Genomic DNA, 23,353 nt, shown 5'->3' on the forward strand with positions numbered 1-23,353 from the left:
TTGCGGCGAGCAAGCGACCGTTCTCCTCAAACCAGATAAAAAGGACTATGAGTCATGCGACTAGCAAAATTCATCGGCGCCGCCGTCCTTATCGTCGGGCAGCCTGTTTTCGCACAGACCTTCACGGACTGGGACGCGGACGGGGACGGCACCTTGACGCGTTCCGAATGGGACACCGGCGTCACCGACTCCGACCTCTTCGGCAACTGGGACGCCAACGACGACGGCACCGTCTCGGCTGTGGAATACGAAGACGGTCTGTTCGACTTGTTTGATGATGACGACAACGGCGCGCTCTCCATCGCGGAATGGGACGAGGGCGTAGACAGTTGGTACGGAGAGGCGAGGGCCGATTTCGAGGTCTCCGCTTGGGACGATGACGGCGACGGCACCATCACCGAGGAGGAGTTCAACGACGAATTTACCACCGCGGGCCTTTTCGACGACTTCACCACCGATGCCGGGATCGAGACGGTCGAGATCGAGGGCGGCGATGCAGTGGGCGTGCGCGAGAACGACTTCTTCGCCGGCCTCTTCGACTGGTTCGATGCCGACGACGACACGGGCATCGTGGCCGACGAAGCCGGCTGGTTCGGCTAAGGTCCTGTACCAATCTTCCTACGTCCCTCGCGCCGCCGCCCACCGGGCGGCGGCGTCGACCCGCCCGGTGGACAGAAGCGAATGAGACAGCAAGAAGGCGCGCTCACCGACGTCGTCGAGGAACTTGAGAAGGCAGCCGGGGACACGGAGGGTGGCGAAGTCGAGGTCGGCCATCTGATCGACGCCCTTGACCACCGTGGCTACGGGCCCGCCCTTGCAATCCTGCCGCTGGTGGAGCTTTCGCCCCTCGGCGGCATTCCGGGGTTTCCCACGCTTCTGGCGCTAACCCTCGCCCTCATCACCGTTCGCCTTCTGATGGGGTACGAGCATTTCTCGGCACCAGATTGGCTGCGGCGGCGGCGACTCAACTCCGACCGGGTGATCAAGTCGATGGAATGGCTCAGGCCGGTGTCACTCCGCATCGACGCGAAGTTGCACCAGCGCTTGTCGCGCTTCGCAGGCCCAGCCGGGCGGCGGGTGGCCTGCGTTGTGATCCTCCTGCTCTTGCTGACGGTGCCGCCGTTGGAACTGATCCCTTTCGCAACCTCTGGCCCGATGATCGTCATCGCCATCTTCGGAATGGGGCTGCTGTTTTGCGACGGGCTCCTCATGCTCATCGGTTTCGTGGGAGCCGCCCTTGCAATTGGCGGAGGGATCTGGGCGCTGGTCTCCTCCGGCGGATCGTCCACCTGACGCGCCGCCACGCCCGTTTCCAGTCGTCGAGCCTGGTGTAAATGGTGACTGCGACGCCGCCAGGCGCTGTTCCACACCATCTCGGCCTTCAACAACGCGGGCTTCGGCCTGTTCCCCGACAGCCTGTCGCGATGGGTCGGCAACCCGATTGTCAACCTCACCGTGCCCGCATTGTTCATCTTTGGCGGGCTCGGGTTCATCGTCGTGACCGAGCTTTACGCCAAGCGGACCTGGCGCGCCTTCTCGCTGCACACAAAGCTTATGGTGGTCGGCACACTGGCGCTGATCGTCTGGTCTGTCCTGGCCTTCGCGGCGCTGGAATGGACCAACCCGCGGACGCTCGGCACACTCGAGGGGATCGGCGACAAGCTCTGGGCGAGCTGGTTCCAGGGCGTGACGACGCGCACGGCGCGGTTCAACACGGTCGATATCGGGGGTCTCCACGACAGCACGGCGATGATGTTCATGTCGCTCATGGTGATCGGCGGCGGCAGCACCTCGACGGCTGGGGGCATCAAGGTGACGACCTTCATCGTGCTGCTGCTGGCCACGGTCGCCTTCTTCAAGCGCCGTCAGCAACTGTGACTCGGCATGGAAAACTGACCCCGTAGCGGGGTGATCGGCGTCCAAAACTGACCCCCTGACATCGGTGGTCATGATGCTCCTGAGGCAACCGGGAGCAGATGCGGGATGTTGGTCGTGGAGACGATTGCGAAGATCCGTCGGGCATATTTTCAGGACAGGAAGCCGATCAAGCAGATCTGCCGGGAGCTGCGGGTGTCTGGGAACACGGTGCGGCGGGTGATCCGGTCCGGCGCGACGGAGTGCACCTACGAGCGCAGTGTCCAGCCGTAGCCGAAGATCGGGCCGTGGAAGGACGAACTCGACCGGATGCTTGCGGAAGAACGCCCGCAAGCCCAAGCGCGACCGGCTGACGGTGATCCGGATCTTCGAGGACCTCCAGGCGCTCGGCTACGAGGGCGGCTACGACGCGGTCCGGCGCTATGCCTCGTCATGGACAAGGACGGAACGCGAGGCCTCCGCTGCGGCCTACGTGCCGTTGCGCGGGACGCGCACCTCCGGTGCGACGCTTCGATCCCGGCGAGGCCTACCAGTTCGACTGGAGCCATGAGTTCGTCCTGATCGACGGGGTGACTACGACGGTGAAGGTCGCGCATGTCCGGCTCTGCTACAGCCGGATGCTGTTCGTGCGGGCCTACCCGCGGGAGAGCCAGGAGATGGTCTTCGACGCGCACGACAGGGCCTTCGCCTTCCTTGGCGGCGCCTGTGCGCGGGGCATCTACGAGAGTGAGGCGTGAGCCGCCATCGGTTCGAGGCCACGCCGAACGAAGACGGCCGTGGATACGATCTTCGTCGGCCGGGATCGCGCCTACAATCGCCGCTTCCAGCAGATGTGCGGGCACTACCTCGTCGAGCCAGTCGCGTGCACCCCGGCCTCCGGCTGGGAGAAGGGCCAGGTCGAGAACCAGGTCGGCGTGGTCCGCCGGCGGTTCTTCGTGCCGCGGCCGCGGTTCAAGAGCTACGCCGAGCTCAACGCCTGGCTCGAGGACCGCTGCGTCGCCTGGGCCAGGACGGATCCCCACCCGGAGATGCGTGACCGGACGACCTGGGAGGTGTTCGAGGAAGAGCGGCCGCGCCTCGTGCCCTATGCCGGGCGGTTCGACGGCTTCCACGCCGTGCCGGCCTCCGTGTCGAAGACCTGCCTCGTCCGGTTCGACAGTGAGGAGGATCAGCAAAAGGTCCGGGGGACCTTTTGCCCGACGAACCGCTACTCCGTGGATGCCCACGCCGTCGGCCGGGCCGTCGAGGTCCGCGCCTTTGCAGAGCGGATCGAGATCTGGCAGGACGGCAAGATAGTGGGCGAGCACGCACGTGCCTTCGGCCGCGGCAAGGACATCTACGATCCGCTCCACTACGTCCCGGTGCTCGCCCGCAAGCCGGGTGCGCTGCGGAACGGCGCGCCGTTCAAGGACTGGGAGCTGCCGCCGGCGATGCGGCGTGTGCAGCGCAAGCTCGGCCGCATGCCGAACGGCGACCGCCAGATGGTGGAGATCCTGAGCGCGGTCCTGACCGACGGGCTGGAGGCGGTGGAGGCAGCCTGCGCCGAGGCGCTAAGCGAGGGCGTGCACTCTTCCGCTGTCGTCCTCAACATCCTCGCCCGCCGTCACGCCGCAGGCGTGCCTCCGGCACGACGAGCCGGCTCCGCCGCTCAAGATCGCCACGCCAGACGCGCTGCGCCTGAGCTGCGAGCCGGTCGCCGATTGCAGACGCTACGACAGCCTGAGGAGACCGGACCATGGAAAGATCGCAGGTGCTGGACGTGATGGGCCAGCTCAAGCTCTACGGGAGTGAGGGGGCAGCCCGCCACCGGTCCGAGGGCGCCCCCGAACGCGGCCTATGACGAGATCATCGCCGTCGTGCCGAAGGCACGCCTCCGGCGTGACCGTAAGGCGGCAGCACGAGCCGCAGAGGATCGTCGGGGATCTCCTGAACGCCGAAATCAGCGAGAAGCAGGCGCGCTCGATCAAATACCAGATGACCATCGCCAAGCTGCCGCTGGCCAAGGAGATCGACGAGTTCGACTTCGTGGAAACGCCGGTGAACGAGACGCTGGTCCGCGATCTGGCGGGCGGCGACGTCCTTGAGCAGCAGCGCAACGTCGTGCTGATCGGCGGCACCGGGACGGGCAAGTCCCACCTTGCCGTCGGCATCGCCCGAGCCTGCATTCGAAGCGGCAGGCGCGGTCGCTTCTTCAACGTCGTCGACCTCGTCAACAAGCTCGACGCCGAGGCACGCGCCGATCGCCAGGGTCGCACTGCGGACATCCTGTGCCGGCTCGACTTCGATATCCTCGATGAACTCGGGTATCTACCCTTTGCCCGGACCGGCGGTCAGCTGCTCTTCCACCTGATCAGCCGCCTCTACGAGCGCACATCGATCCTCGTGACCACGAACCTCGACTTCGGCGAATGGCCGAGCGTCTTCGGCGATGCCAAGATGACCACCGCACTCCTCGACCGGCTCACCCACCACTGCGACATCGTCGAGACCGGCAACGAGAGCTGGCGCTTCAAGACACCGGCCTGACACAGCCCCCGCTGGCCCGATCCGGTTGCGCTGTATGACGGCTACACCGCATCGGGCCAGCTATCCGTGCACCCAGAAAGAGGGGGTCATTCTTCGACGCCGATAGAGGGTCAGAATTGGACGCCGATTGACACCGACGCTTTACCATCGACGCCAAGCGCCCCCGGAAGACGTGGAAGTCGTCAGCATGCGGGTCGCGCTTGAGCCCCTCCTGCACGAGCAGCGCGAGACCCGGCATGCCCCTTCCCATGTCGGTGACGGCATTGCAGAGCCGCACCCGCGCGCCCGGCGGCATCGCAATCATGCCCCCCCGACTACCGCAATCAGCCGCGCCAGCGTCGACGGATCCGGCCCCACCACTTTCGTAAGGCAGCCAAGATGACGAGGCCGGAATAGTCTCCCTCAGGCGTCGCCGACCAGCCCCGAGATCAGCCGCAACAGTTCCTGTTCCCAGAAAGGTTTCGGCAGGACGGGCAAATGCCGGTACGCCGGCTTTAGCCCGTCAACGCCGTATCCGGTCGAGAACATGAATGGCGTGCCCTTGAGAACGAGCACGTCGGCGACATCGTAGCTCTCCGCGCCATCAAGGTTGACGTCGAGAATGGCAGCGTCGAACGTCTCCTTTTCAAGAAGAGCAAAGGCGCGTGCCTTGTTGCTCGCTGCGACGGTCTCGCAGCCAAGGTCGCCAAGTATGTTCTCGACCATCATCACGACCATGATCTCGTCTTCGACGACGAGGACGCGCCGGCCGGCCAGCTTCTCCGGTGCGGTCATGTCGATACCTCCTCGGTTGTCGTCTTCAGGGGAAAAACGATCTCGTAGCGGAGCCCGTCCGGCTCGTACTTCAGGATCACATCGCCATCGAGCTCATACGCGAGGCCGCGCTCGATCAGGCGAGAGCCGAAGCCCTTGTTGGACGGTTCTTTAACGGGCGGCCCGCCCGTCTCCTGCCACGTCAGGTGCAGGTTGCCATCGTTCTGCTGCCAGCCTAGCAGGACGCGCCCGCCATCATTGGACAGCGCACCGTACTTCACGGCATTGGTCGCCAGCTCGTGAAAAGCCATGGCGAGGGCCAGCGCCGCCTTGGGCCGAAGCATGATGCTGCCGCCATCGAGCACGAAACGTCCAGCCCGCGCATCCGCCATCCCGAATGGCTGGAGAGCCTGGCGGATGATGTCCCTTAGGTCGGCATTCCCCCATTCCTGACGCGTTAGAAGGTCGTGGGAGCGAGACAAGGCAATCAGACGTGACACGATTGCCTCGCGGACGCGGGCCGGTACGTCCTGCCCGCGCAGGGCCTGCTGTGCGATGGACTGGACCGTGGCGAGCGTGTTCTTCACCCGGTGGTTCAGCTCGCCGATGAGCAGTTGCAGGCGTTCGGCGTTCTCCTTCTCGACGCGTATGTCCCGAAGCTCGATGATCGTACCGATCGCGCGCGCGGCGGCGTCGTGGATGGGGCTGGCGGTGTAAGCGACCGGATAGAAATGCCCGTCCTTGTGGACGAACACTTCCTCGCCCTCCGTCTGGTGGTTCTCCGGGAAGGCCCGGTCGATGGCGCATTCCTCAATCGGGAATGGCCGGCCGTCGGGATAGGTGTGATGGACCACATCATGCAGTGGCCGGCCCTGAGTTTCTTCGAAACGGTATCCTGTCAGCTTCTCCGCGGCCGCGTTCATGTAGCTGCAATGTTGGCGCTCATCCATCATGAACACCGCCATTCGGGTGTTGTTCAGCACCGCATTCAGTTGCCGCTCGCTTGCCGCAAGCGCTTCCTCGGCGGCACGGCGGGCGGTGTCGTCCCTGAGTGTCAGGACGCCGCCGATAAAGCGTCCATCGTCCGTGTAGACCGGCCTTGCGCTGCCGATCGCCACGACCTCCTGCCCGTCCGGCCGCCGGATCAGCCAGTGGTCGTCGGTGATGGTTTCCTTCTTCAGGACGGCGCGCGCGAGAGGAAGCTCGTCGCTCGGGTATGGGAAGCCGTCGAGCGTGAAGAGGCTGTAGTTGCGGGAAAATTCCTCGGGCGGGATATCGACGATGCTGGTGCCATGAATGCGGGCGGCCGCCTCGTTCACGAAGACGATCTTGCCGCTGTCGTCGGTCACGATCACGCCTTCGGAAAGCTGGCCGAGAACGGCGATGCGTTCGGCCGCAAGCGCCTGCGTCCGTGCTGACGCTTCAAGAAGGGCTGCTTCGTCCCGCTTGCGCTGCGTCACGTCGGTCACGAACCCGAAAAACCCGTCTGTGCTGCCATCAACTCCCCTGCTCGGGACAAACTCGGCTTCGACATGCCTGATCCCGCCGCTTTCGTAGGGGACCTCGGCGTCGAAGTTGACCGACTCGCCTCGGAGCGCGGCTTCCACCCTGGGTCCTACAGTGCAAAACGCCTTTTCCCCGAGCACCTCGCTGATATGCCGACCCACGATCTCGCTGCGTGGCACCCCGAACCATTTTTCGTAGGCCCTGTTGACGAAGCCATAGCGACCGTCGCGGTCGACATATGAAATGAGCGCCGGCGCCGAATCGGCGACGAGCTGGAGCCGCGCCTCGTTTTCGGCGGCGCGCGCCTCGGCGTTCTTCAGCTCCGTGACCTCGAAGACGGCCCCGCTGAAAAGCCTGTTTTGGTCGACGGTGCCCCGCGCGATGCACCATCGCACTCGTCCGTCCGGCAGGATGACGCGATACTCGTCGTCATAGCGCGTTTCTCCTGCGAGAAGTGCGGCGACCTTCGCCTCGACGTCTGGCCGGTCTTCGGGATGGATGCGCGAAAGATAGATCTCGGAGGGGCTCCGTGCGACCTCGTCCGATGGGAGCTCGAAGAGCTTGGCCATGCCGGCATCTCCGTGAACCTCGCCGTCAGGCAGCTGCCAGACGAACGAGCCCGCCCCGGCCGTCGCGAGAAGGCTTTTCAGGCGGGTGTGGGCAAGGCCCAGTGCCGCTGTCCGGTCTTCGACCCGCTCTTCAAGTCTCTCATTGGCGTCGACGAGTTGCCGCCTCGACTGCCGCTCTTGGTGCGCGGTGCGCAGGCCGAGCGCCGTCAGCGCAGCGAATGCCGCTATTGCGGCAAGGGCGACGGAACCGGTGAGGGCGGAGCGCATGCGCCAAGGTGCGAGTACCTTACTTTGCGGCCGCGATACGCGGATGCGGATCGGGTACTCCGGAAGCACCCGTTCCGCCATCAGAACGTCACCGGCTTCGTCTGGGGCGTCGGGCGGCCATTCGGCGAGGACCGCGCCGTCGCGCCGCGTCAGACTGAGACGGGCCCCGCTGCCGGGGCCCGCTCTAGAATAGAGTTCGGAGAAATACTCGCTGAAGACGCCGGCGGCGGCGACGCCGAGGAAGCCGCCAGTCTGGTCGAACAGCCCGCGGCTGAGGGTAAAGCGCGGACGACCGCTCGATCCGCCGACCGCGAGCGGGCCGATATGCAGGCCGCGCTCCCCAGCCAGATGCGCCTGGAAATACTGTCGGTGAGAGAAGGAACCTTGCGTTGCGGGCGGGTGCGTCCAGCTTTCGGCGATCGTGACGCCGTCCGCGTCCATGACCCAGGCGGAACTGATCTGCGGGCTGTCTCCCTTCAGGCGATTGAGCTGCGAGAACAACGCCTCGGCGGCCGCAGGATCGCTGAGACTGACGCCGGCGGCGATTTCGACGACCCCCTGCAGGAGTGTGTCTCCGGCCTCGAACGCGCGGCCGGCATGCTGCTCGAGAAGGAGGGCTCTTGACTCGAGTTGATGCTGTGCTTCCTTGAGCGTTGAATGGTGATCCCAGTAGACGCCGAACCCCCAGGCCGACACGCAGCCGGCGGAGAAGAGGGCAAGCGCTGACCACCAGAACTTGCGCTGCATCAATCTTCTCCATTCTGACAGCGAGGTCGGCGCCTGATCAACGTTGAGCTCCGCCCGGACCCACTGCCTGCTTTTCCAGCTTACACTGCTCTGGCTTCGAGAGATCGATCGGGTCGCGGACGCCGCGGAAAGAGTCTCCCGTCTCATTGCCAGCGATCGACGGGGCTCTCGGGGACATCACTCTCGCGGCCTTCCTTGATCAGACCGGGACACCTTAGTCAGATGAGCATTCTCTTCAAGCAAAGCCTAGTCTCTCCGGCGCAACCGCCGTCGTTCACGTTATCCTTCGGCGTCAGAACGGAACTGACTGTCTGGTGCGGAAGGCGTTCAGCTTCCCTCACGCGTGTGGCCCCGGGGACAGCCGGGGCCCCGAATGGCCGCCCTCGGGTCGCTGCAGAGAGCCGAGATGAGGGACTGACGACAGACCAACCGGGCGCCGTTTCAGGAAAGTGAGACAGCTTCTCGGGTAACTCCCCCGTCTGACCTGAAGCGCCAAGCGAGGGGCAGACCGAAACCGCCCGTTGTGCTGACCATGAAATGGTGGGAAAGTTGCAGGCCAAGCAAAGCACTCGAGGTCGGCCATGACGCAGACGTCCCTAGAACGTGTTCCCCCGGTCTCGGACGCCGCTGTCGATCTGGAGCGTGACGTCTTCCTCCGTGCATTGCTGAGAGAGCTTGCTGGCACGCTGGAGAGTGTGGTTGGCCTTGCCGAGGCGTCAGGATACATCAGCGTCGTAGGGGGCGCGATAGGTGAGAGCATCGACGCCTCATATCGCAAGGCGCTGGCGGTCGACCGCCTCAGCCGGAGCCAGGTGAGGGACGTCCTCGTCGACCTGAAGCGCAGAATAGAAGGCGACTTCTATGTCATCGAGGAGCGAGAGGATCGGATCATCCTCGGAAACCGCAATTGTCCCTTCGGCGAGTTCGTCGCTGGCCGCCCGTCGCTATGCATGATGACTTCGAACGTCTTTGGCTCTATCGCCGCACAGAACCTTGGCTACGCGCGCGTCGAGATCGAAGAGTCCATTGCGCAGGGCCATCCCGGCTGCCGCGTGGTCGTCCATCTGAGGCCCTCCGAAGAGGCCGAGCCGAATTCCAGAGAGTATTTCCGGACGGCGGAATGAAGCGCGGAGCCGCACTTCAGGGCATCCCCTTCGATCTGGAGTTCCTGTCGGAACCTGCACTGGTCGTCGGTCTCAAGGGCGAGGTGCATAAGGCAAACGCGGCGGCTCACGGCCTTCTCGAGGAGAAGGGCAGGATAGCAAGCCTGTTTGATCTCTTCGAAGACAGTGGCATCGACATCGCGTCTTTCCTCCGTCGCGCCAGTGGCTCGACCTCGTCACATGTCGGCTCGCTGACGCTCGCGCGCGGAGAAGGCAGAGAGCGTTTCCGCGCGCTCGCTGCACGGCTGCAGTGGGCTGGCAGCGCCGAGACGCTGCTGATCGTTCGGCTGCTGCCTGTCCGGGAAGATCAGTTCAGCGTCCTCAATCGGCGCCTGAGAGAGATAGACCGACAGTTGCACCAGCGGTTGAAGGAGAACGCGTTGCTCCAGGAGGCGCTGGCAGACAACCGGGTGCTGGTTCGCGAACTCCAGCACCGGGTCAAGAACAACATCCAGCAGATGCTGTCATTGATAAAGATGTCAGCTGCGGGCAACAGATCCTCCGCGGTCGGGGACGTCGTCCTGACGGCGACCCGTCGGCTCCGGGCGATGGCGACGGCGCAGGAAGCGCTGTACCAGAACGAGGGCGCCGGATCGATCTCTGCACAGAGCTTCCTGGAAGCGGTGGTGACGGGTGCTGCCTCGAGCTACGGCTCCGCGGACCGGCTCGACCTCGCGATCGCGGATGCGCGAATGACCTCCGAGGAGGCGCATTGCGTTGCCTTGATCGCCAACGAGCTTGTAACCAACGCGTGCAAGTACGGAATTGCGAGCGACGGTGGCCGAATAAGCGTGCGGTTCTGGTCTTCTGCCGGTGATTCTCACCTAGAGGTCCAGGACGGTGGACCCGGCTTCAGTGAGGAAACCAGTTCGCGCTCGTCGGGTTTGACTCTGGTGCGGGCCCTGTGCCGGCAAATCGGTGGCAGATTCGAGGTCGCTAACCATCTAGGCTCCAGATGCTCCGTACAATTCCGATCTGCACTGCCACCAGGGAACGACGATGATGCAGCGCGCCCACTATCTTGAGAACCGAGCCTTCGCTGCGCATCGCCGGACGCGATCGCAGAGACTTTTAGCTTCCATGGCCGGGTGTATGCCTGCTGCTGCAATCGTTGACGTCAGCGTGGCCGGGCGTGACAGGAAGAGCACTTCTTGGGCTGGAACAGCTGCGTCGGGGCAGCACTCTGCCGAGCCGCGGCGGCCGCTTCGCGTTGTCGTGGTCGAGGACGATGCTATCATCGCCATGGAACTCGAGATGATGCTTCAGGATCTCGGCGTAGAGGTCCTCGGGATCGCCACGACGGCCGCGGAAGCCATACGGCTTGTCGAACAGCATCGTCCGGACTGCGCCACAATGGATATCAACATCAGGGGCGAACGCGACGGCATCAGCGCCGCTATAGAGATCTACGAGTTGCTGGGCGTCCGATCCATCTTTGCAACAGCCTACGGAAACCCGGAGACAGTGAAGCGCGCGGCTCCCGCTCATCCCATTGGTTGGGTCAAGAAGCCCTTCGAGGCCGAGGACCTGAAATCGGCGCTCCGACAAGTATTGAAGGGGAACTGATCTCAAGGCGTCAGGTTCGTCCCGATGCACCCAGATCAGGCTGGCGTCCTGCAACGATCTCGCGCTGACTGCAAATCGGCTTGGTCACCGGGGCGCTGGTCGGGCTATTCGGCTAGGACAGGCACTACCTCGGTGTGTCGGCCGACGGCAGCACCTTCTTCGGCGGCCTGAGTGCTGGCAACGCTAGCGGCGCGTCGACCATGCGTACAAGCTCCTATCCGGCTCTTCATCCCTGTTTTTCGCCTTCTCTCTCAGGATGCCCGAGTTGCAGGTATGTTGCGGCTTCGCTGCCCTTGTAGACGAAATAGTTGTCTTGCCCAGTGTTCATAAGGATCCTCACCCACCGTAGCTGTTCGCGGGCATGCCCGAGGGCAACGACCTAGTCGTCGGCATCATGGCGCTGGTTGCCAAGCAGGAGCGCGAGGCGATCTCACGGCGTACGAAGGAGGCGCTGGCGGCGGCAAAGGCCCGCGGAGTGCACCGGGGCAATCCGAATGGAGCTGCCGCGCTCGGACGGGCGGGCAACGGCGGAGCACCCCTCCGCGCCGCCGTCGCGGCCAACGCCGACACCTTCGCCAGTGCCGCCGGGAATGCCAGGCACGATCCATCACGCCCCGCATCGCGCGCCGCGGCGTCGACTGATCTTCCCCCGGTTCGGTGGAGGCGGTTAGGCCGCCATGCGTTCCATGGCGGCGGGTGAACGATATCCTAACGCCGAGTGGAGGCGGTGGGTGTTGTACCATCCTTCGATCCAGGCGAACAGATCGCGGCGCGCTTCGTCCCTGGTGGCGTAGACGCGGTGATGGATGCGCTCGGTCTTCAGCGTCCCGAAGAAGCTCTCCATCGGTGCGTTGTCCAGGCAGTCACCCTTCCGGCTCATCGACGGCGTGATCTCCGCCTTCTCAAGGACTTTTCGGTAGTCCTCGCAGGCGTACTGGATGCCTCGGTCCGTATGGCAGATGAGCCCTGGCGCCGGCCGCTGTCGCCTCACCGCCATCTCGAGCGCTTCCACGGCGATCTCGGCGTGCAGCGTCTCGCGCATCGACCAGCCGACGATCTGGCGGGTATGCAGGTCGAGGACCGCGGCCAGGAAAAGCCAGCCTTCGCCGGTGCGCAAGTAGGTCAGGTCCCCGAGCCAGACCTGGTTGGGCCGCGCTGCCGTGAAGTCCCGTCCAAGCCTATTGGGCGCGATCGGATATCCGTGCCGGCTATCGGTCGTGCGCACGCGGCGCGGAAGGGCAGCCAGCCCCCGCAGCCCGGCCCGGCGCATCAGGCGAGCTACGCGGTTGCGCCCAATGGTCCGTCCCATGCTGCGCAGGACGGCATGCACGCGCGGCGCGCCATACGCGCCGCCGCTATCGGCGTGGATGCGACAGATCTCGCTGAGTAGAGACCGGTTGGCCTTGCTCCGCTCGCTCTCGGGACGGGACCGCCATGCGTAGTAGCCGCTCTGGGACACGCCCATCACGCGGCACATGAGGGCGACGGGCCATGTGCCGCGATGCTCATCGACGAACCGGAAGATCACCGGCTGGCTCCGCCGAAGATGAGCGCGGCCTTTTTTAGGCGATTGTATATTTGACAAACCCAAGCTTATGGGCTACCTCTAATTCAACACTCTAGAGGTTCCCGCCATGTCCGTTCTTTCCGCCGCCTACATGCACGACGAAGCCGCCGCTTTCGCGCACGTCGAAGCCATGCTGTGGCCCGAGGGTCCGGTCTGCCCGCACTGTGGCGGGGTCGATAAGGCTTACCGACTGGAAGGCGTGCGCACGAAGCCGAGCAAGAAGAACCCGGAAGGCGTTGAGCGTCACGGCCTGTGGAAGTGCCGCGAGTGCCGCAAGCAGTTCACGGTTCGCAAGGGTACGATCTTTGAGGAAAGCCACATCGCACTGCATCTGTGGCTGCAAGCGATCCACCTGATGGTGTCCAGCAAGAAGGGCATCAGCAGCCACCAGCTGCACCGTGTCCTGGGCATCACCTACAAGAGCGCGTGGTTCCTGAGCCACCGCATCCGCGAGTGCATGCGTTCCGGCGATCTGGCCCCGATGGGCGGCAACGGCGGCGCTGTTGAAGTGGACGAGACGTTCATCGGCAACGACCGCTCCATCAAGCCGAAGGGCGAGAAGAAAGGCCGTGGCTATGCCCACAAGCACAAGATGCTGACGCTGGTGGATCGCAACACGAAGCGCGCCAAGAGCATCGTCGTGGACGACCTCAAGGCATCCACCCTCGTACCGATCCTGCAAGCCAACATCGACCGCGAGGCGACCATCTACACCGATGAGGCGGGCCAGTATCGCAACCTGCGCCGCGACTTCGACGGCCATGACTTCGTGCGTCACGGTCAGGGCGAGTATGGCCGCGGCATCGTCCACACCAACACCGTCGAAGGCTTCTACAGCATCTTCAAGCGCGGCATGAAGGGCGTCTATCAGCACTGTGGTAAGCAGCACCTACACCGCTACGCGGCTGAGTTCGACTTCCGCTACAACCACCGAGTTGCCAATGGCGTAGACGACGCTGAACGTGGTCAGATTGCGCTTCGCAGCGTGGTCGGGAAGCGCCTCACTTACCGGCGGATTGACGAAAGCGAAACGATGCAAGCGTTGTGACACTTGACCTTCTGGCCTTTTGGGCTACAATCGCGCCTAATCCGGCGCGAAAGCGGTCGGTAGGTGATGGTACATTAATCCATCGGAAGGGGCCTTTGGCCCCTTTCTAGTTTCAAGGGAGAGCTTTCGCACCCCAACCCCACACCTTCCCGTATGCTGACCGATTGTATTTTTGGCTCGCAAGTATCTCTGAAACACGCTCCGCGAAGTCGCCCAAGGTCACCGGGTGCTTTAAGTTCTGGCGGATAGTGAAATGTGATGGGTGGGCAAGAAGATCGCAAAGCTGTAATCCAGCAACGTTATCTTTCTTGGTTCTGAACTTGAGATTGCGCGATGGAATGAACGTCGAAATTCTGCTTTGAGTGACGTAACGGGTTCCATGCGTTCTGACGCGCGTAAACTCATCTTGAAGCGCTTTATCTTGATGCTTTCCCCTTGCTTCCGGCATTATGTCGCCAGTTGCATTTCGCGCCTGCAAGCAAAGCGTATATTTCTCAACCATGACTTCCATCAAGAAGTGATACGGATGCGTTCTCTTCCAGTGAAACATCCCATCCATCCCAAGCTTATCAAGAAAGACCGTTATGACTATATATTCTGCATCACGCATCACGCGCAGTAGTTGCTCGTCAAAGCGGAGCCGCGTTGCGCCATCAGACAGAGGTTGGAATGGTCCTTTCGACTGCCGAATATCCGCTCTGTGGAGACAGATCGGCGCGTCAGGATCCTCGTCCAAGATATCAGCTTTAATGCGACTAAGGGCTGGCACGAGGTAATCACGAGCATGATCTACTCGCATCATCACACCAGTGAGGCTCAGATAGCGCTTCTGAGGCAAGTCTAGCCGCGTCATGCTATCTGTTCCATGTTCATCAAGGTACAGTCGATACATGGAGGTCGATATGATTGCCGACAGCGAGAAGAGTCAACGAGAACGCTTTGAGGAAGCCGCCCGCGAGCTAGAGACGGACGACGACGAGGCCCGCTTTAACGAGCGGCTGCGCAAGCTGGCGAAGCAGAAGCCGAAGGACGACGTCAAGGACGAGTGAGGTATTGATATACCTCGGCTTGTGAGGTATTATAATACCTATGAAACTTTTGATCCTGAACTTCGTCGCTCGCGCCCTAGGCATTCTGGTTCACGTGAACGGGATGCCCTATGGCCGCCGTGGCGCCCGGCACGAGCCGACCGATCGCGGCTAGAAGTGCGCGCCGAGCCATGCATTCGTTCCGGCGTTCGCCTTCGTGAAAACGGGTTTCTTGCTGAACTCAATGACCATCAGCTTGTCATCGTCGTCAATGTACTGAGCCAGGTGGTCTTTGACCTCCTTCGCCGTGTTGTCGACGCTCAGCAGCCAGTGCGAAGCCTGGACCCTCACAGTGTCCAACTCCTTCAACCGGTCAATAAGGGCGTCGTAGTCCTTGGCGGCGATCAGATCGTACGTAACGCTGAAAAGTGCCATCGCTCGAATCTCCCAACTATGAGAGCCCAAACTTGCTCGCGAGGGCCGGGTTTGTCAAATATACAATCGCCCTTTTTTAGGATGTCGCGTTCCGTCTGGAGGCGGGCATTCTCTCGCTTCAGGCGCGCGTTCTCGGCCGCCAGATCGGCAGGCGACAGACCCCCGGCGGCGGCCGTCCCACCGACGCGCTTCACGGGCACCAATCCCGGCTCGCCATAGCGCGCGATCCAGCGCCGCAGCACCGTCTCGTGCACGTCCAGCTCCTGCGCCACCGCGACGATCGTCAGGCCGCTCGTGCGGACCCGCTCGACCGCTTCCCGCTTGAACGCCTCGGGAAATTCCCGCCGCTTCCGTTGCCCCATCATCAGATACTCCTTCCAAGTCCGAAAACCCTAGCAGAAGCCTCCATCGAACCGGGGGAAGATCAATCTTCGCGTGCAGCGCTTTCACATCCACGGCTGGCTCGGTCGCCTTTTCCGTTCCCTTCTCGAACACCTCGCTCGCTCCCTCCAGGAGCTGCGCTCGCCACGTCGTGATCTGGTTAGGATGGACGTCGTATTGCTGCGCCAGGTCGGCCAGCGTCCGCTCGCCCTTCACCGCCTCAAGCGCCACGCGTGCCTTGAACGCCGCGCTGTGGTTCCGTCTCGGTCGTCTCGTCATGCTCTCTCCTCACTCACGGCATCATGCCGATCTCGCGCGGAGCATCCACTCAACAGACCTGTGCGGATTTCCCGAGCCACCTCTCCGCTCCACCGCTTCGCGCTTAAACGCCTCAGGGAAAACACGTCGCGTCCGCTCGCTCATCTGACACTCCTCGCCGGTCCCGTAGAACCTTGCTCGGGTGTCCACCGGACTAGGGGAAGATCACGGAGGTTAATGCCGGTTTTGGGCATATAGAGGGGGTTCTCCTGCCGAGTCCGACCATAGGCCGTCGTTCAACTGCGCGTTTCAGGGCCGCTGGCTCGGGCGGCTGAGGATGAAGGCGGCCGCCGCGGCGATGCACGCCGCCTGGATGACAAGGAGGGTCGCCGGAAGCGCCATGGCGACGGAGATGCCAAACGTCCCGGCCATTACCGCCCCGGCAAGGCATTTATAGCGCAAGGCAATGGCCCCGTTCGCGCGCCAATCGGCGATGATCGGCCCGAACGTCCGACTGCGCATGAGCCGCGCGTGGAGGGACGGCGCGCCTCTGGCGAAAGCGAAGGCGGCCAGGATCACGAAGGGCACGGTCGGCAGGAGGGGCAGGATGATGCCGACGGTTCCGAGGGCGAGCGATGAGGCTCCAAGGACAAACCAGCCCAGCCGGACCAGGCCTTCGCGGGCGCCGTCGGCCCTGATGGCGGCAAGCGGGCGAACGGTCACGATGGAGCGCCCCGATCGCCAAGATGGGCGAAGCGCCTGCGCCCGCTAACGGCGTGGCGCATGGCGCGGATCGTTTCGGGACGGTCACGCATCCCTTCGTCCCGCGCCGCGAGGTGCCGCGAAGGTCGCCCGCGACAGAAGCGCGCCCGTCCCGTCGACGGTCAGTCGCAGCGCCCGACCGCCATGGAAGAAGACCAGCCGCCACCGGCCCTCGTCCTCGTCCACCCCCTTCTCGCAGCGGGAGGTCATGGCTCCGGACTGCAGAAGGCGACGCACGTCGGGCGCCTCGATCCTGAAGGCCTCCGCCACGATCTGCGCATCCACGACGAAGCCCTCTTCGCCCATCTCGATTCCGGTCATGGCCCGTTCCTCCAATGCAGTGGTGCGACCTGCCGATGGCGGCCCGATCAGGCCGCCGCCGTTGGCGCAGAAAGTGCGATATCGGCCAACGTCGAACGGTCGAGGTCGCGCAGGAAGGCATGCTCCGCCGCGCGCAGCCGGGCCTTGAGGCGGCACCGCCCGTCAAGCGAGCAGAGCCCCGCGTCCGCACCGAAGCACTCGACCAGCGGCTGCCCCTCCTCCAGGACGGCGACCAGTTCGCCAAGCCGAAGCTCCACCGCAGGCTTTGCCAGCACCGCCCCGCCGCCCCCGCCGCGCCGCGTCGCCACGATGCCGGCGCGCGCCAGCCGCTGCATGATCTTGCTCAGATGGTTGCGCGACAGGCCAAACTCGGCGGCCAGTTCGGCGGTCGAGAACGCACGGTCCGGCGCGCTCGCCATGCGCATCAGCATCCGCAGGCCGTAATCGGTGAAGGAGGTCAGACGCATGCGGCACGGCGCTCCACGAAAGAGTATTTACAATACCTATTAGCAGGCTTACCCCTCGATGCAAAGCGAAAGGCGCTGCCATGGCCGATATCCCCGCATACCGTCCGCGCGTCACCTCGGCGCGGCCGGAGATGACACGGGCGCTGAGCGCGCGGACGGGATTGGACGACGAGGTCCTGCGCGATCTCGTCCATGCCTTCTACGGCAAGGTTCGGAAGGACCCCGTCCTCGGCCCGATCTTCGCAGCGCGCATCTCCGACTGGGAACCTCACCTGGGACGCATGGTCGACTTCTGGTCGTCCGTCGCCCTGATGACCGGCCGCTATCACGGCGCGCCGGTTCCCGCGCATGTCGGCCTTCCGGTGACGCGGGCGGATTTCGACCGGTGGCTGACGCTGTTCCGCGAGACTGCGCGCGAGACCTGCACGCCCGACGGGGCCGAGCATGTCATCACCCGCGCGGAGCGCATCGCGCGCTCGCTCCACATGGCGGTGGAGGACGCGCAGCGCGTCTGTCCCCACGCCGTTCCCGAACTGCGCTGACAGGAGACATGCCGATGACCGCAACAATGAGCCAGCCGAGGCTTTCCGACCTGCGCGCTCTCGGCCTCTTCGACGCCCGTGTCCCGCGCTACACCTCCTACCCGACGGCGGCGGTCTTCCAACCCACGGCCGATGGAGCCATGCAGGAACGGGAGTTGCGCACACTCGACCCCGCAAGGCCCGTCTCGGTCTACGTCCACATCCCGTTTTGCGAGCGGCTGTGCTGGTTCTGCGCCTGCCATACGCAGGGAACGCAGACGCTCGGCCCGGTCGAGGGCTATCTCGACGCGGTGGAGCGGGAACTCGACCGGCTGCGCGAGCTCATCCCGGCCGGCCTGCGGATGGGCCGCCTGCACTGGGGCGGCGGGACGCCGACCATCCTGCCGCCGCCGCTGATCCGGCGGCTCGCTGGCGCGGTCCGAGCCGCATTCCCGCCGGATGACCGCTTCGAGTTCTCCGTCGAGATCGACCCGACGATGGTCGACGTCGCCAGGATTGAGGCGCTCGCCGCCGAGGGAATGACGCGGGCGAGCATCGGCATCCAGGACTTCGACCCGGAGGTGCAGGCCGCCATCGGGCGGCTCCAGCCGTTCGAGACCACCCGCGCCTGCGTGGACACTCTGCGCCGCGCCGGCGTGGAGTCGCTGAACATGGATCTCGTCTACGGCCTGCCGCACCAGACCGAGGCCCGCATCCTGAACACGGTGGAGAAGGTCCTGTCGCTGGCGCCCGACCGCGTCGCGCTCTTTGGCTACGCCCATGTGCCCTGGGTCTCGAAGCGGCAGAAGCTGATCGACGAGGACACCCTGCCGGCTGACGAGGTGCGCCATGCCCTCGCCGGCCTCGCCGGGGCGCGGTTCCGCGATGCGGGCCTCGCGCCCATCGGGATCGACCATTTCGCCCGGGCGGGGGACGAACTTGCGCAGGCGGCGGCCGCCGGGCGGCTGCGCCGCAACTTCCAGGGCTACACCGCCGACGACTGCGACACCCTGATCGGGATCGGCGCGTCCTCGATCTCGAAGTTTCCGGGCGGCTACGTCCAGAACGCCGCCGCCACGGCGGCCTACCTGCAGCGGGTGAACGAGGGCCGTCTCGCCGGAGCCCGCGGCCATGCCTTCGCGGGCGAGGACCGTCTGCGGGCGCGGGCGATCGAGATGCTGATGTGTGACTTCGCCATCGACCTCGACCGGCTGGACGCAGAGCATCCGGGCGCGTCGCGGGCGCTGGAATCCGACATCGCGGGCATCCGGGACCGGTTCGCCCCGGCGATCACCTTCACCGGGCGCACCCTTGCGGTCCGGCCGGGCTGGCGGGCGCTGACGCGGATCGTCGCCGGCGGCTTCGACGCGCATGTCTCCGAGGGGGTGCGCTATAGCCGCGCGTCGTGACGCGCGGCTATCCCGCCGACACGCCGATCACGACCGGGTGCAGCGCGACGAGCGCGCCGTAGGCCGCCAGCGCCGCCAGAAGACGGACCGTCAGACCTGTCCACGTCCGGGGCGCCTGCACGCGCGGCGCGCGGCGCGTCTCACGCCACAGCGCCTCCCATGTGTCGGCGCCCATTTCGCGCCTCTTGCGTCTGTCGATCACCCCGCGCCCCATAGCGGCGAAGGCACCCAGGGTGCCGAAGAGCAGCAGATGCGACAGGTCGCCGTTGGGCAGGAGGTGCAGCCCCGCCCAGAGCGCGAGCGCCGCGAGCGCGGGATGGCGCAGGTGACGCACGATCCCGGGCCGTACGGGATCGAAGCGGTCGTTGCGGGCGCCGCCGAAGGAAAACGGGTTGGGCCGTCCGACCGAGAGCGCGAGGATCAGGCAGACGACGAGCATCCCCCCCTGCACGGCGCGGTATTGCCAGGGTTGGGTCGGCCAGAGCATCACATAGGGCGCCTCCCCAGCCGCGTGGATCAGCAAGCCCAGCATCGCCAGCGACAGGGCCGAATAGGCCATCCCGAAGGCGGGCCGACCGATCGCGCCGACGAGGCCCTGCCGGATCGCGGGGCGCAGCGGGACGGAATGGGTGGCAAAGAAGGCGGCGAAGACACCGGCGAAGCCCAGCCACGTCATCGCGCCTCCTCCTTCGGCAGGGCCAGCGCAGGACCGTAGACGATGGCGAACCCGGCGAAGGCCGTGATCCAGAGGACGGCCGAGATCTCGTAGCCCAGGTGCGCGGGCAGGACCCCCGCCGTCAGCCGCGCCGCGACCGATCCGATCAGCAGCGCGTAGATCAGCACCGTCATCCGGTCGGCGCTCAGCGCCTGCCCGGTATGGCCGAGTGTCGCCCGCGTCATCACGGCGAGCGTCATCAGCCCGACCGCCCCGCCCATCCAGACATGCTGCGCCGCAGCCTGGCCGATGAGGTCCGGCGCCAGGATGGCGAGGCCGAGCGTCAGCGCGCCCAGCGGCACCAGCGCGTATGCCGCGTGCAGGACCCAGACCAGCGGCTCGGCGCCCGTGCGGTGGCTCTGCCAGCGCGCCAGCCGAAGGCCGTGCAGGACGGCAATCGCCAGCAGCGCTGCGCCGGACGCCCAGGCCGCGGGCAGGACCGTCCAAAGCAATAGCGCCGCCAGCGTGGCCAGCAGGGTCGCCTTGTCGAAGCCCTGCATCGGGGGGACCGGCAGGGCCGCCACGCCGCGCTTGACCAGCCAGTTGCGCGTGAAGGATGGCACGATCCGCCCGCCGATCAGCGCGATCATCCCGATCCCGGCGGACAGGCCCAGCCGCAGGCCGCAGCCTTGCGCGGCAAACGCGCCTCGCGCCGCCTCGACGTGGAAGACGAGATTGGCGATGGCAAACACGCCCAGCAGCGCGAGCACGATCAGGTTCTTCCAGTTCCTCCCTGCCACGATCTCGCGCAGGATCACCGCGCCCAGCACGATCGGGAAGGCGAGGTCGATGGCCGGCGCCGCCCAGACGGGCAGCACGGCCGAGACCATGATGGCCAGGCGCCCCGTCGCCCAGAGCAAGACCAGCGCGCCGAGACGCCAGCCCACCACCGGCAACCGCCCCGTCCAGTTCGGCACGGCCGTCAGCAGGAAGCCCGCGATGACCGCGCCGAGATAGCCGAACAGGAAGGCATGGGCATGCCAGGAGACGGGATCGAGGCGCGTCGGCAGCGCGAGGACCCCGGCCAGCGCCAGCGCCCAAAGCGTCATGGCAAGGGCGGCCCAGATCGCGCCCAGAAGGAAGAACGGGCGGAACCCGTAGGTCAGCAGCGCCGGGCCGCGCCAGGCGCGCATCTGTTCTGCGGAGGTGGCGGACATCGCGTTTCCCTTCATTCCTTTTGCTCGGCTTCGTCCATCAGCGCGCGGATATGCCCGGCGAACGCCCAGGTCGCGGGCAGGCCGATCAGGGCGCCGAGGGCGATGGACCATGACGTGGACAGCACCGGCAACCCGACCCAGGACCCGATGAGCGAAGCGAAGAATACGTTCACCGCCATCGCCCCCGCCCCGAACGGGTAGAGGGCGAGCGCGATGCGCGGAACGTCCCAGCCGCGACGCGTCATCGCCGCGCCACCAGGCGCTGGACCGCCACGAGCGCGGCGAGGAACGCGAGGCAGGCGACAGCGTACCAGAACTCGGCCGTGGCGCTCTGCGCCTGCGGGATGGGACGCTGGAATCCCTCGGCCAGGACGGGCGCGGCCAGCAGGACCGCGATGAGGGGGGCGAGGATGCGCATGGGTCAGGTCTCCTGTGTGAGGGTGCGGTAGATGTCGGGCAGCGCGCGCAGCAGCCGCTCCGGATTGGGCAGGAGCGTGAAGCCGCCGCGTCCGAAGATCCGGGCGAACCAGTCCTGCCCGTCCTCGTCTATGACGACGCCGTGCAGGCTCTGGCCCGCGCGGCGGGCCTCGGCCACGGCCATGTGGCTGTCTTCGATCCCGTGGCGGCCCTCGTAATGGTCCAGGTCATTAGGCTTGCCGTCCGTGAGGACCAGCAGGAGCTTGCGGGCCGAGGGCTGTTCGGCGAGCTGCGCGCTGGCGTGCCGGATGGCGGCGCCGAGCCGCGTATAGTGGCCGGGGCGCATGGCGGCGATGTTGGCGTGGATCTCGGAGGAGAGGGGCGCATCGAACGGCTTGATTCGGATCAGGAACACCCGGTCGCGACGCAGCGACGAGAACCCCCACACGCCCAGCCGGTCGCCGGCGGCGTCGATTCCCTCGGCGAGGCCCGCGACGGTCTCGCGTGCGACATCAATCACCGAGGTCTCGCCGATTGCGGCCTCGGTCGAGCGCGACATGTCCACGAGGAAGGCCACCGACAGGTCGCGCTCGGTCTGGCGTGCTGCCTGCCAGATCCGGTCCGAGCCGCGCCCGGTGGCCGCGAGGTCCGCGCGCGCCGTCAGCAGCGCGTCGAGGTCGAGCTCGCTGCCTTCGACCTGGCGGGGTTGCAGGACGCGGCGCGGACGCAGCGCCTCGAACTGGCGACGCACCGCGCGGATCCGGCGCGGATCGGGGCGGAACCCGTCATGCGGGGCCGGCTGCGCGGGCGCGTCGAGCACGCGGCAATGGCCCTCCATGTAGCTGCGCGTGCGGTGGTTCCATTCGGGATAGGTGAGCACGTCCGCCAGCGCCTCGTGATCGGCGTCGGCGGGGGACAGGTCGAGATGCAGCCGCAGGCGCGTCGCGGTCTTCCGGTCGTGCTTGTTGAGTGTGATGCGGTCCTGGTCCTCTGCAGCCTTCTGGGCGTTCTCGTCATCGTCGTCGTGCACGGAGCGGTTGATGTTCATCGACTCCACCCAGGACAGGATCGACTCGAAGCGGTGCATGATGAAGCTGTCGGTGCGGCGGTTCTGCTCGTTGTCCTTCCGCTCGCCCAGCTTGCGGGACGTGGTCGCGGTTCCCGTTGGGGGCGGGGCGCTGTCGGCCTGGTCGTCGGCCGCAGCTCCGCCGGCGCCGGGCCGGACGAAGTCCTGCCAGATCGGAACCGGGACGAAGGGCAGGTGGCCGCGGTCGGGTGCGACCGGATCGGGCAGGGGAGCACCGCCGCCGAGCTGGTCGCGAACCGCCTGCTCCATCGCGGCCTCGGAGGCGGGGCGCCTGAGATCGGGCCGCGCCGCCGCGCAAAGGCGCGCCATCTCGACATAGTCCGCCCGCAGCCCGGGACAGAGCGCATAGGCGCGGTCGGCGGCAGCGGCGTTGGCGCGGATCTGGGCGCAATCGCGCGCCGGCCCCTCTTCTGGCATGTCGAGCGCGGCGACGTCGCTGACGGCGGCCAGCGCCGTCAGCCAGAAAAAGGCGGCGCGGTTGAGGCGCCTGTCCGGGAAGGCCGCGATGAGCGGGGGCAGGGACAGCCGTTCCCCATCGAAGCGGGCGAGATGCTCCCGGTCGCGCTCCGCCGCCAGCCTGCGGCGGGCAGGCCGGCGATGTCGGACGACGGTGGCTGGAGCCTCCACGAGCTCGACGCCGGCCTTGCCGCCGAGCGCGCGGAAGAGGATCGCGAGGCTGGGGCGGACCGAGGCGAGCGTCACGCCCGCCTCCGGGTAGGAGGCCGTCACGCCGATCGCATGGGCCATGTCGTGCCACAGCTTGCCGACGGTCTCCTCCGGTTCCATGAGGTCGTGCAGGTCCATGGCC

Annotated in this window: 23 protein-coding genes and 6 pseudogenes; 13 read left to right on the plus strand and 16 right to left on the minus strand. The window is 65.7% G+C overall.

The features are described 5' to 3' along the window. Positions 1 to 54 precede the first annotated feature (54 nt). The 5 genes and pseudogenes from DR046_RS15535 to istB all read left to right on the plus strand — a co-directional run bounded on the left by DR046_RS15535 (position 55) and on the right by istB (position 4,401). Positions 55 to 600: an EF-hand domain-containing protein gene (locus DR046_RS15535; protein WP_115383317.1), complete on the plus strand. Its 546-nt coding sequence runs from the start codon at positions 55 to 57 to the stop codon at positions 598 to 600. Positions 601 to 681: 81 nt separating this feature from the next. Further along, entirely contained in the window at positions 682 to 1,293 is a 612-nt protein-coding gene (locus DR046_RS15540) for an exopolysaccharide biosynthesis protein (RefSeq protein ID WP_115383318.1), read from the plus strand. A 63-nt stretch (positions 1,294 to 1,356) separates the two neighbouring features. Further along, positions 1,357 to 1,875 (plus strand): annotated as a pseudogene (locus DR046_RS15545) (potassium transporter TrkG); the annotation flags it as partial. Between the two features lie 108 nt (positions 1,876 to 1,983). After that, a pseudogene (gene istA / locus DR046_RS15550) lies at positions 1,984 to 3,666 on the plus strand (IS21 family transposase). Between the two features lie 87 nt (positions 3,667 to 3,753). Further along, the gene (gene istB / locus DR046_RS15555) at positions 3,754 to 4,401 is read left to right on the plus strand and encodes an IS21-like element helper ATPase IstB (protein ID WP_370816281.1); all 648 of its coding nucleotides are present in this window, start codon (positions 3,754 to 3,756) and stop codon (positions 4,399 to 4,401) included. Here the strand turns inward: istB and tnpB are convergent. The 3 genes from tnpB to DR046_RS15570 all read right to left on the minus strand — a co-directional run bounded on the left by tnpB (position 4,385) and on the right by DR046_RS15570 (position 8,243). Then, positions 4,385 to 4,705, minus strand: a complete 321-nt coding sequence (gene tnpB / locus DR046_RS24895; protein WP_115383320.1) for an IS66 family insertion sequence element accessory protein TnpB — start codon at positions 4,703 to 4,705, stop codon at positions 4,385 to 4,387. The genes istB and tnpB overlap by 17 nt on opposite strands. A gap of 98 nt (positions 4,706 to 4,803) precedes the next feature. Next, complete coding sequence (locus tag DR046_RS15565) at positions 4,804 to 5,175, minus strand: response regulator (protein WP_115383321.1); 372 nt, start codon at positions 5,173 to 5,175, stop codon at positions 4,804 to 4,806. Continuing rightward, on the minus strand, positions 5,172 to 8,243 hold the full coding sequence (locus tag DR046_RS15570) for a PAS domain S-box protein (protein WP_167767138.1): 3,072 nt from the start codon (positions 8,241 to 8,243) through the stop codon (positions 5,172 to 5,174). The genes DR046_RS15565 and DR046_RS15570 overlap by 4 nt, the downstream gene beginning before the upstream one ends. Positions 8,244 to 8,824: 581 nt before the next feature. Between DR046_RS15570 and DR046_RS15575 the strand changes: the two genes are divergently transcribed. The 4 genes and pseudogenes from DR046_RS15575 to DR046_RS24280 form a co-directional block, all read left to right on the plus strand. After that, complete coding sequence (locus DR046_RS15575; protein ID WP_115383323.1) at positions 8,825 to 9,367, plus strand: methanogen output domain 1-containing protein; 543 nt, start codon at positions 8,825 to 8,827, stop codon at positions 9,365 to 9,367. Beyond that, positions 9,364 to 10,431 (plus strand): sensor histidine kinase, encoded by a 1,068-nt coding sequence (locus tag DR046_RS15580; protein WP_115383324.1) that lies wholly within the window; start codon positions 9,364 to 9,366, stop codon positions 10,429 to 10,431. The genes DR046_RS15575 and DR046_RS15580 overlap by 4 nt, the downstream gene beginning before the upstream one ends. A 67-nt stretch (positions 10,432 to 10,498) precedes the next feature. After that, positions 10,499 to 10,972, plus strand: a complete 474-nt coding sequence (locus tag DR046_RS15585) for a response regulator (RefSeq protein ID WP_115383362.1) — start codon at positions 10,499 to 10,501, stop codon at positions 10,970 to 10,972. A gap of 510 nt (positions 10,973 to 11,482) precedes the next feature. After that, positions 11,483 to 11,611, plus strand: a pseudogene (locus DR046_RS24280) (IS5/IS1182 family transposase); the annotation flags it as partial. A gap of 28 nt (positions 11,612 to 11,639) precedes the next feature. Here the strand turns inward: DR046_RS24280 and DR046_RS15595 are convergent. Further along, positions 11,640 to 12,536: pseudogene (locus DR046_RS15595) on the minus strand (IS3 family transposase); the annotation flags it as partial. Between the two features lie 70 nt (positions 12,537 to 12,606). On the opposite strand from DR046_RS15595, the gene DR046_RS15600 reads away from it, so the two are divergent. Beyond that, complete coding sequence (locus DR046_RS15600; protein WP_115383326.1) at positions 12,607 to 13,587, plus strand: IS1595 family transposase; 981 nt, start codon at positions 12,607 to 12,609, stop codon at positions 13,585 to 13,587. Between the two features lie 112 nt (positions 13,588 to 13,699). Here DR046_RS15600 and DR046_RS15605 read toward each other — a convergent pair whose 3' ends face one another. Further along, positions 13,700 to 14,479: a DUF3800 domain-containing protein gene (locus DR046_RS15605; RefSeq protein ID WP_115383327.1), complete on the minus strand. Its 780-nt coding sequence runs from the start codon at positions 14,477 to 14,479 to the stop codon at positions 13,700 to 13,702. Between the two features lie 10 nt (positions 14,480 to 14,489). On the opposite strand from DR046_RS15605, the gene DR046_RS23710 reads away from it, so the two are divergent. Then, positions 14,490 to 14,636, plus strand: coding sequence for a hypothetical protein (locus tag DR046_RS23710; protein ID WP_167767139.1), 147 nt, complete (start codon positions 14,490 to 14,492; stop codon positions 14,634 to 14,636). A gap of 150 nt (positions 14,637 to 14,786) precedes the next feature. On the opposite strand, the gene DR046_RS15610 is transcribed toward DR046_RS23710, so the two are convergent. The 6 genes and pseudogenes from DR046_RS15610 to DR046_RS15635 all read right to left on the minus strand — a co-directional run bounded on the left by DR046_RS15610 (position 14,787) and on the right by DR046_RS15635 (position 17,239). After that, complete coding sequence (locus DR046_RS15610) at positions 14,787 to 15,050, minus strand: hypothetical protein (RefSeq protein ID WP_115383328.1); 264 nt, start codon at positions 15,048 to 15,050, stop codon at positions 14,787 to 14,789. Between the two features lie 71 nt (positions 15,051 to 15,121). Beyond that, positions 15,122 to 15,412 (minus strand): annotated as a pseudogene (locus DR046_RS23715) (transposase); the annotation flags it as partial. Positions 15,413 to 15,476: 64 nt separating this feature from the next. Next, positions 15,477 to 15,710: pseudogene (locus DR046_RS24285) on the minus strand (transposase); the annotation flags it as partial. Positions 15,711 to 15,998: 288 nt separating this feature from the next. After that, the gene (locus tag DR046_RS15625) at positions 15,999 to 16,412 is read right to left on the minus strand and encodes a YbaN family protein (RefSeq protein WP_245190966.1); all 414 of its coding nucleotides are present in this window, start codon (positions 16,410 to 16,412) and stop codon (positions 15,999 to 16,001) included. A gap of 84 nt (positions 16,413 to 16,496) precedes the next feature. Further along, positions 16,497 to 16,772, minus strand: coding sequence for a DUF6522 family protein (locus tag DR046_RS15630; protein ID WP_115383331.1), 276 nt, complete (start codon positions 16,770 to 16,772; stop codon positions 16,497 to 16,499). A 47-nt stretch (positions 16,773 to 16,819) separates the two neighbouring features. Continuing rightward, entirely contained in the window at positions 16,820 to 17,239 is a 420-nt protein-coding gene (locus DR046_RS15635) for an Rrf2 family transcriptional regulator (protein ID WP_115383332.1), read from the minus strand. Positions 17,240 to 17,319: 80 nt separating this feature from the next. Here DR046_RS15635 and DR046_RS15640 point away from each other — a divergent pair, with 80 nt between their 5' ends. Together DR046_RS15640 and hemN are read left to right on the plus strand one after the other, a co-directional pair. Beyond that, positions 17,320 to 17,781 (plus strand): group III truncated hemoglobin, encoded by a 462-nt coding sequence (locus tag DR046_RS15640; protein WP_115383333.1) that lies wholly within the window; start codon positions 17,320 to 17,322, stop codon positions 17,779 to 17,781. A gap of 14 nt (positions 17,782 to 17,795) precedes the next feature. Continuing rightward, positions 17,796 to 19,169 (plus strand): oxygen-independent coproporphyrinogen III oxidase, encoded by a 1,374-nt coding sequence (hemN, locus tag DR046_RS15645; RefSeq protein ID WP_245190967.1) that lies wholly within the window; start codon positions 17,796 to 17,798, stop codon positions 19,167 to 19,169. Positions 19,170 to 19,176: 7 nt separating this feature from the next. On the opposite strand, the gene DR046_RS15650 is transcribed toward hemN, so the two are convergent. Genes DR046_RS15650 through DR046_RS15670 form a run of 5 tightly spaced genes read right to left on the minus strand, consistent with a single transcriptional unit; the run spans position 19,177 to position 23,349 of the window. After that, positions 19,177 to 19,845, minus strand: a complete 669-nt coding sequence (locus DR046_RS15650) for an NnrU family protein (protein WP_115383335.1) — start codon at positions 19,843 to 19,845, stop codon at positions 19,177 to 19,179. After that, positions 19,842 to 21,041: an NnrS family protein gene (locus DR046_RS15655; RefSeq protein ID WP_115383363.1), complete on the minus strand. Its 1,200-nt coding sequence runs from the start codon at positions 21,039 to 21,041 to the stop codon at positions 19,842 to 19,844. Before DR046_RS15655 ends, DR046_RS15650 begins: the two co-directional genes overlap by 4 nt. Positions 21,042 to 21,052: 11 nt before the next feature. Then, positions 21,053 to 21,286 carry an NnrT protein gene (locus tag DR046_RS15660; RefSeq protein WP_115383336.1) on the minus strand — a complete coding sequence of 78 codons (234 nt, stop codon included), beginning with the start codon at positions 21,284 to 21,286 and terminating at the stop codon, positions 21,053 to 21,055. Continuing rightward, positions 21,283 to 21,459, minus strand: coding sequence for a protein NnrT (locus tag DR046_RS15665; RefSeq protein WP_115383337.1), 177 nt, complete (start codon positions 21,457 to 21,459; stop codon positions 21,283 to 21,285). Before DR046_RS15665 ends, DR046_RS15660 begins: the two co-directional genes overlap by 4 nt. Positions 21,460 to 21,462: 3 nt before the next feature. Further along, positions 21,463 to 23,349, minus strand: coding sequence for a nitric oxide reductase activation protein NorD (locus tag DR046_RS15670; protein WP_115383338.1), 1,887 nt, complete (start codon positions 23,347 to 23,349; stop codon positions 21,463 to 21,465). Positions 23,350 to 23,353 lie beyond the last annotated feature (4 nt).

This window comes from Jannaschia formosa (assembly GCF_003340555.1).
GTDB classification, from domain to species: domain Bacteria; phylum Pseudomonadota; class Alphaproteobacteria; order Rhodobacterales; family Rhodobacteraceae; genus Jannaschia; species Jannaschia formosa.

What these genes read in the sequence shown, in the direction of transcription:
- DR046_RS15535 (WP_115383317.1), top strand. Translation starts at nt 55, where the DNA reads ATGCGACTAGCAAAATTCATCGGCGCCGCCGTCCTTATCGTCGGGCAG.
- DR046_RS15540 (WP_115383318.1), top strand. Translation starts at nt 682, where the DNA reads ATGAGACAGCAAGAAGGCGCGCTCACCGACGTCGTCGAGGAACTTGAG.
- tnpB (WP_115383320.1), bottom strand. Translation starts at nt 4,705, where the DNA reads ATGATTGCGATGCCGCCGGGCGCGCGGGTGCGGCTCTGCAATGCCGTC.
- DR046_RS15565 (WP_115383321.1), bottom strand. Translation starts at nt 5,175, where the DNA reads ATGACCGCACCGGAGAAGCTGGCCGGCCGGCGCGTCCTCGTCGTCGAA.
- DR046_RS15570 (WP_167767138.1), bottom strand. Translation starts at nt 8,243, where the DNA reads ATGCAGCGCAAGTTCTGGTGGTCAGCGCTTGCCCTCTTCTCCGCCGGC.
- DR046_RS15575 (WP_115383323.1), top strand. Translation starts at nt 8,825, where the DNA reads ATGACGCAGACGTCCCTAGAACGTGTTCCCCCGGTCTCGGACGCCGCT.
- DR046_RS15580 (WP_115383324.1), top strand. Translation starts at nt 9,364, where the DNA reads ATGAAGCGCGGAGCCGCACTTCAGGGCATCCCCTTCGATCTGGAGTTC.
- DR046_RS15585 (WP_115383362.1), top strand. Translation starts at nt 10,499, where the DNA reads ATGCCTGCTGCTGCAATCGTTGACGTCAGCGTGGCCGGGCGTGACAGG.
- DR046_RS15600 (WP_115383326.1), top strand. Translation starts at nt 12,607, where the DNA reads ATGTCCGTTCTTTCCGCCGCCTACATGCACGACGAAGCCGCCGCTTTC.
- DR046_RS15605 (WP_115383327.1), bottom strand. Translation starts at nt 14,479, where the DNA reads ATGTATCGACTGTACCTTGATGAACATGGAACAGATAGCATGACGCGG.
- DR046_RS23710 (WP_167767139.1), top strand. Translation starts at nt 14,490, where the DNA reads ATGATTGCCGACAGCGAGAAGAGTCAACGAGAACGCTTTGAGGAAGCC.
- DR046_RS15610 (WP_115383328.1), bottom strand. Translation starts at nt 15,050, where the DNA reads ATGGCACTTTTCAGCGTTACGTACGATCTGATCGCCGCCAAGGACTAC.
- DR046_RS15630 (WP_115383331.1), bottom strand. Translation starts at nt 16,772, where the DNA reads ATGACCGGAATCGAGATGGGCGAAGAGGGCTTCGTCGTGGATGCGCAG.
- DR046_RS15635 (WP_115383332.1), bottom strand. Translation starts at nt 17,239, where the DNA reads ATGCGTCTGACCTCCTTCACCGATTACGGCCTGCGGATGCTGATGCGC.
- DR046_RS15640 (WP_115383333.1), top strand. Translation starts at nt 17,320, where the DNA reads ATGGCCGATATCCCCGCATACCGTCCGCGCGTCACCTCGGCGCGGCCG.
- hemN (WP_245190967.1), top strand. Translation starts at nt 17,796, where the DNA reads ATGACCGCAACAATGAGCCAGCCGAGGCTTTCCGACCTGCGCGCTCTC.
- DR046_RS15650 (WP_115383335.1), bottom strand. Translation starts at nt 19,845, where the DNA reads ATGACGTGGCTGGGCTTCGCCGGTGTCTTCGCCGCCTTCTTTGCCACC.
- DR046_RS15655 (WP_115383363.1), bottom strand. Translation starts at nt 21,041, where the DNA reads ATGTCCGCCACCTCCGCAGAACAGATGCGCGCCTGGCGCGGCCCGGCG.
- DR046_RS15660 (WP_115383336.1), bottom strand. Translation starts at nt 21,286, where the DNA reads ATGACGCGTCGCGGCTGGGACGTTCCGCGCATCGCGCTCGCCCTCTAC.
- DR046_RS15665 (WP_115383337.1), bottom strand. Translation starts at nt 21,459, where the DNA reads ATGCGCATCCTCGCCCCCCTCATCGCGGTCCTGCTGGCCGCGCCCGTC.
- DR046_RS15670 (WP_115383338.1), bottom strand. Translation starts at nt 23,349, where the DNA reads ATGGACCTGCACGACCTCATGGAACCGGAGGAGACCGTCGGCAAGCTG.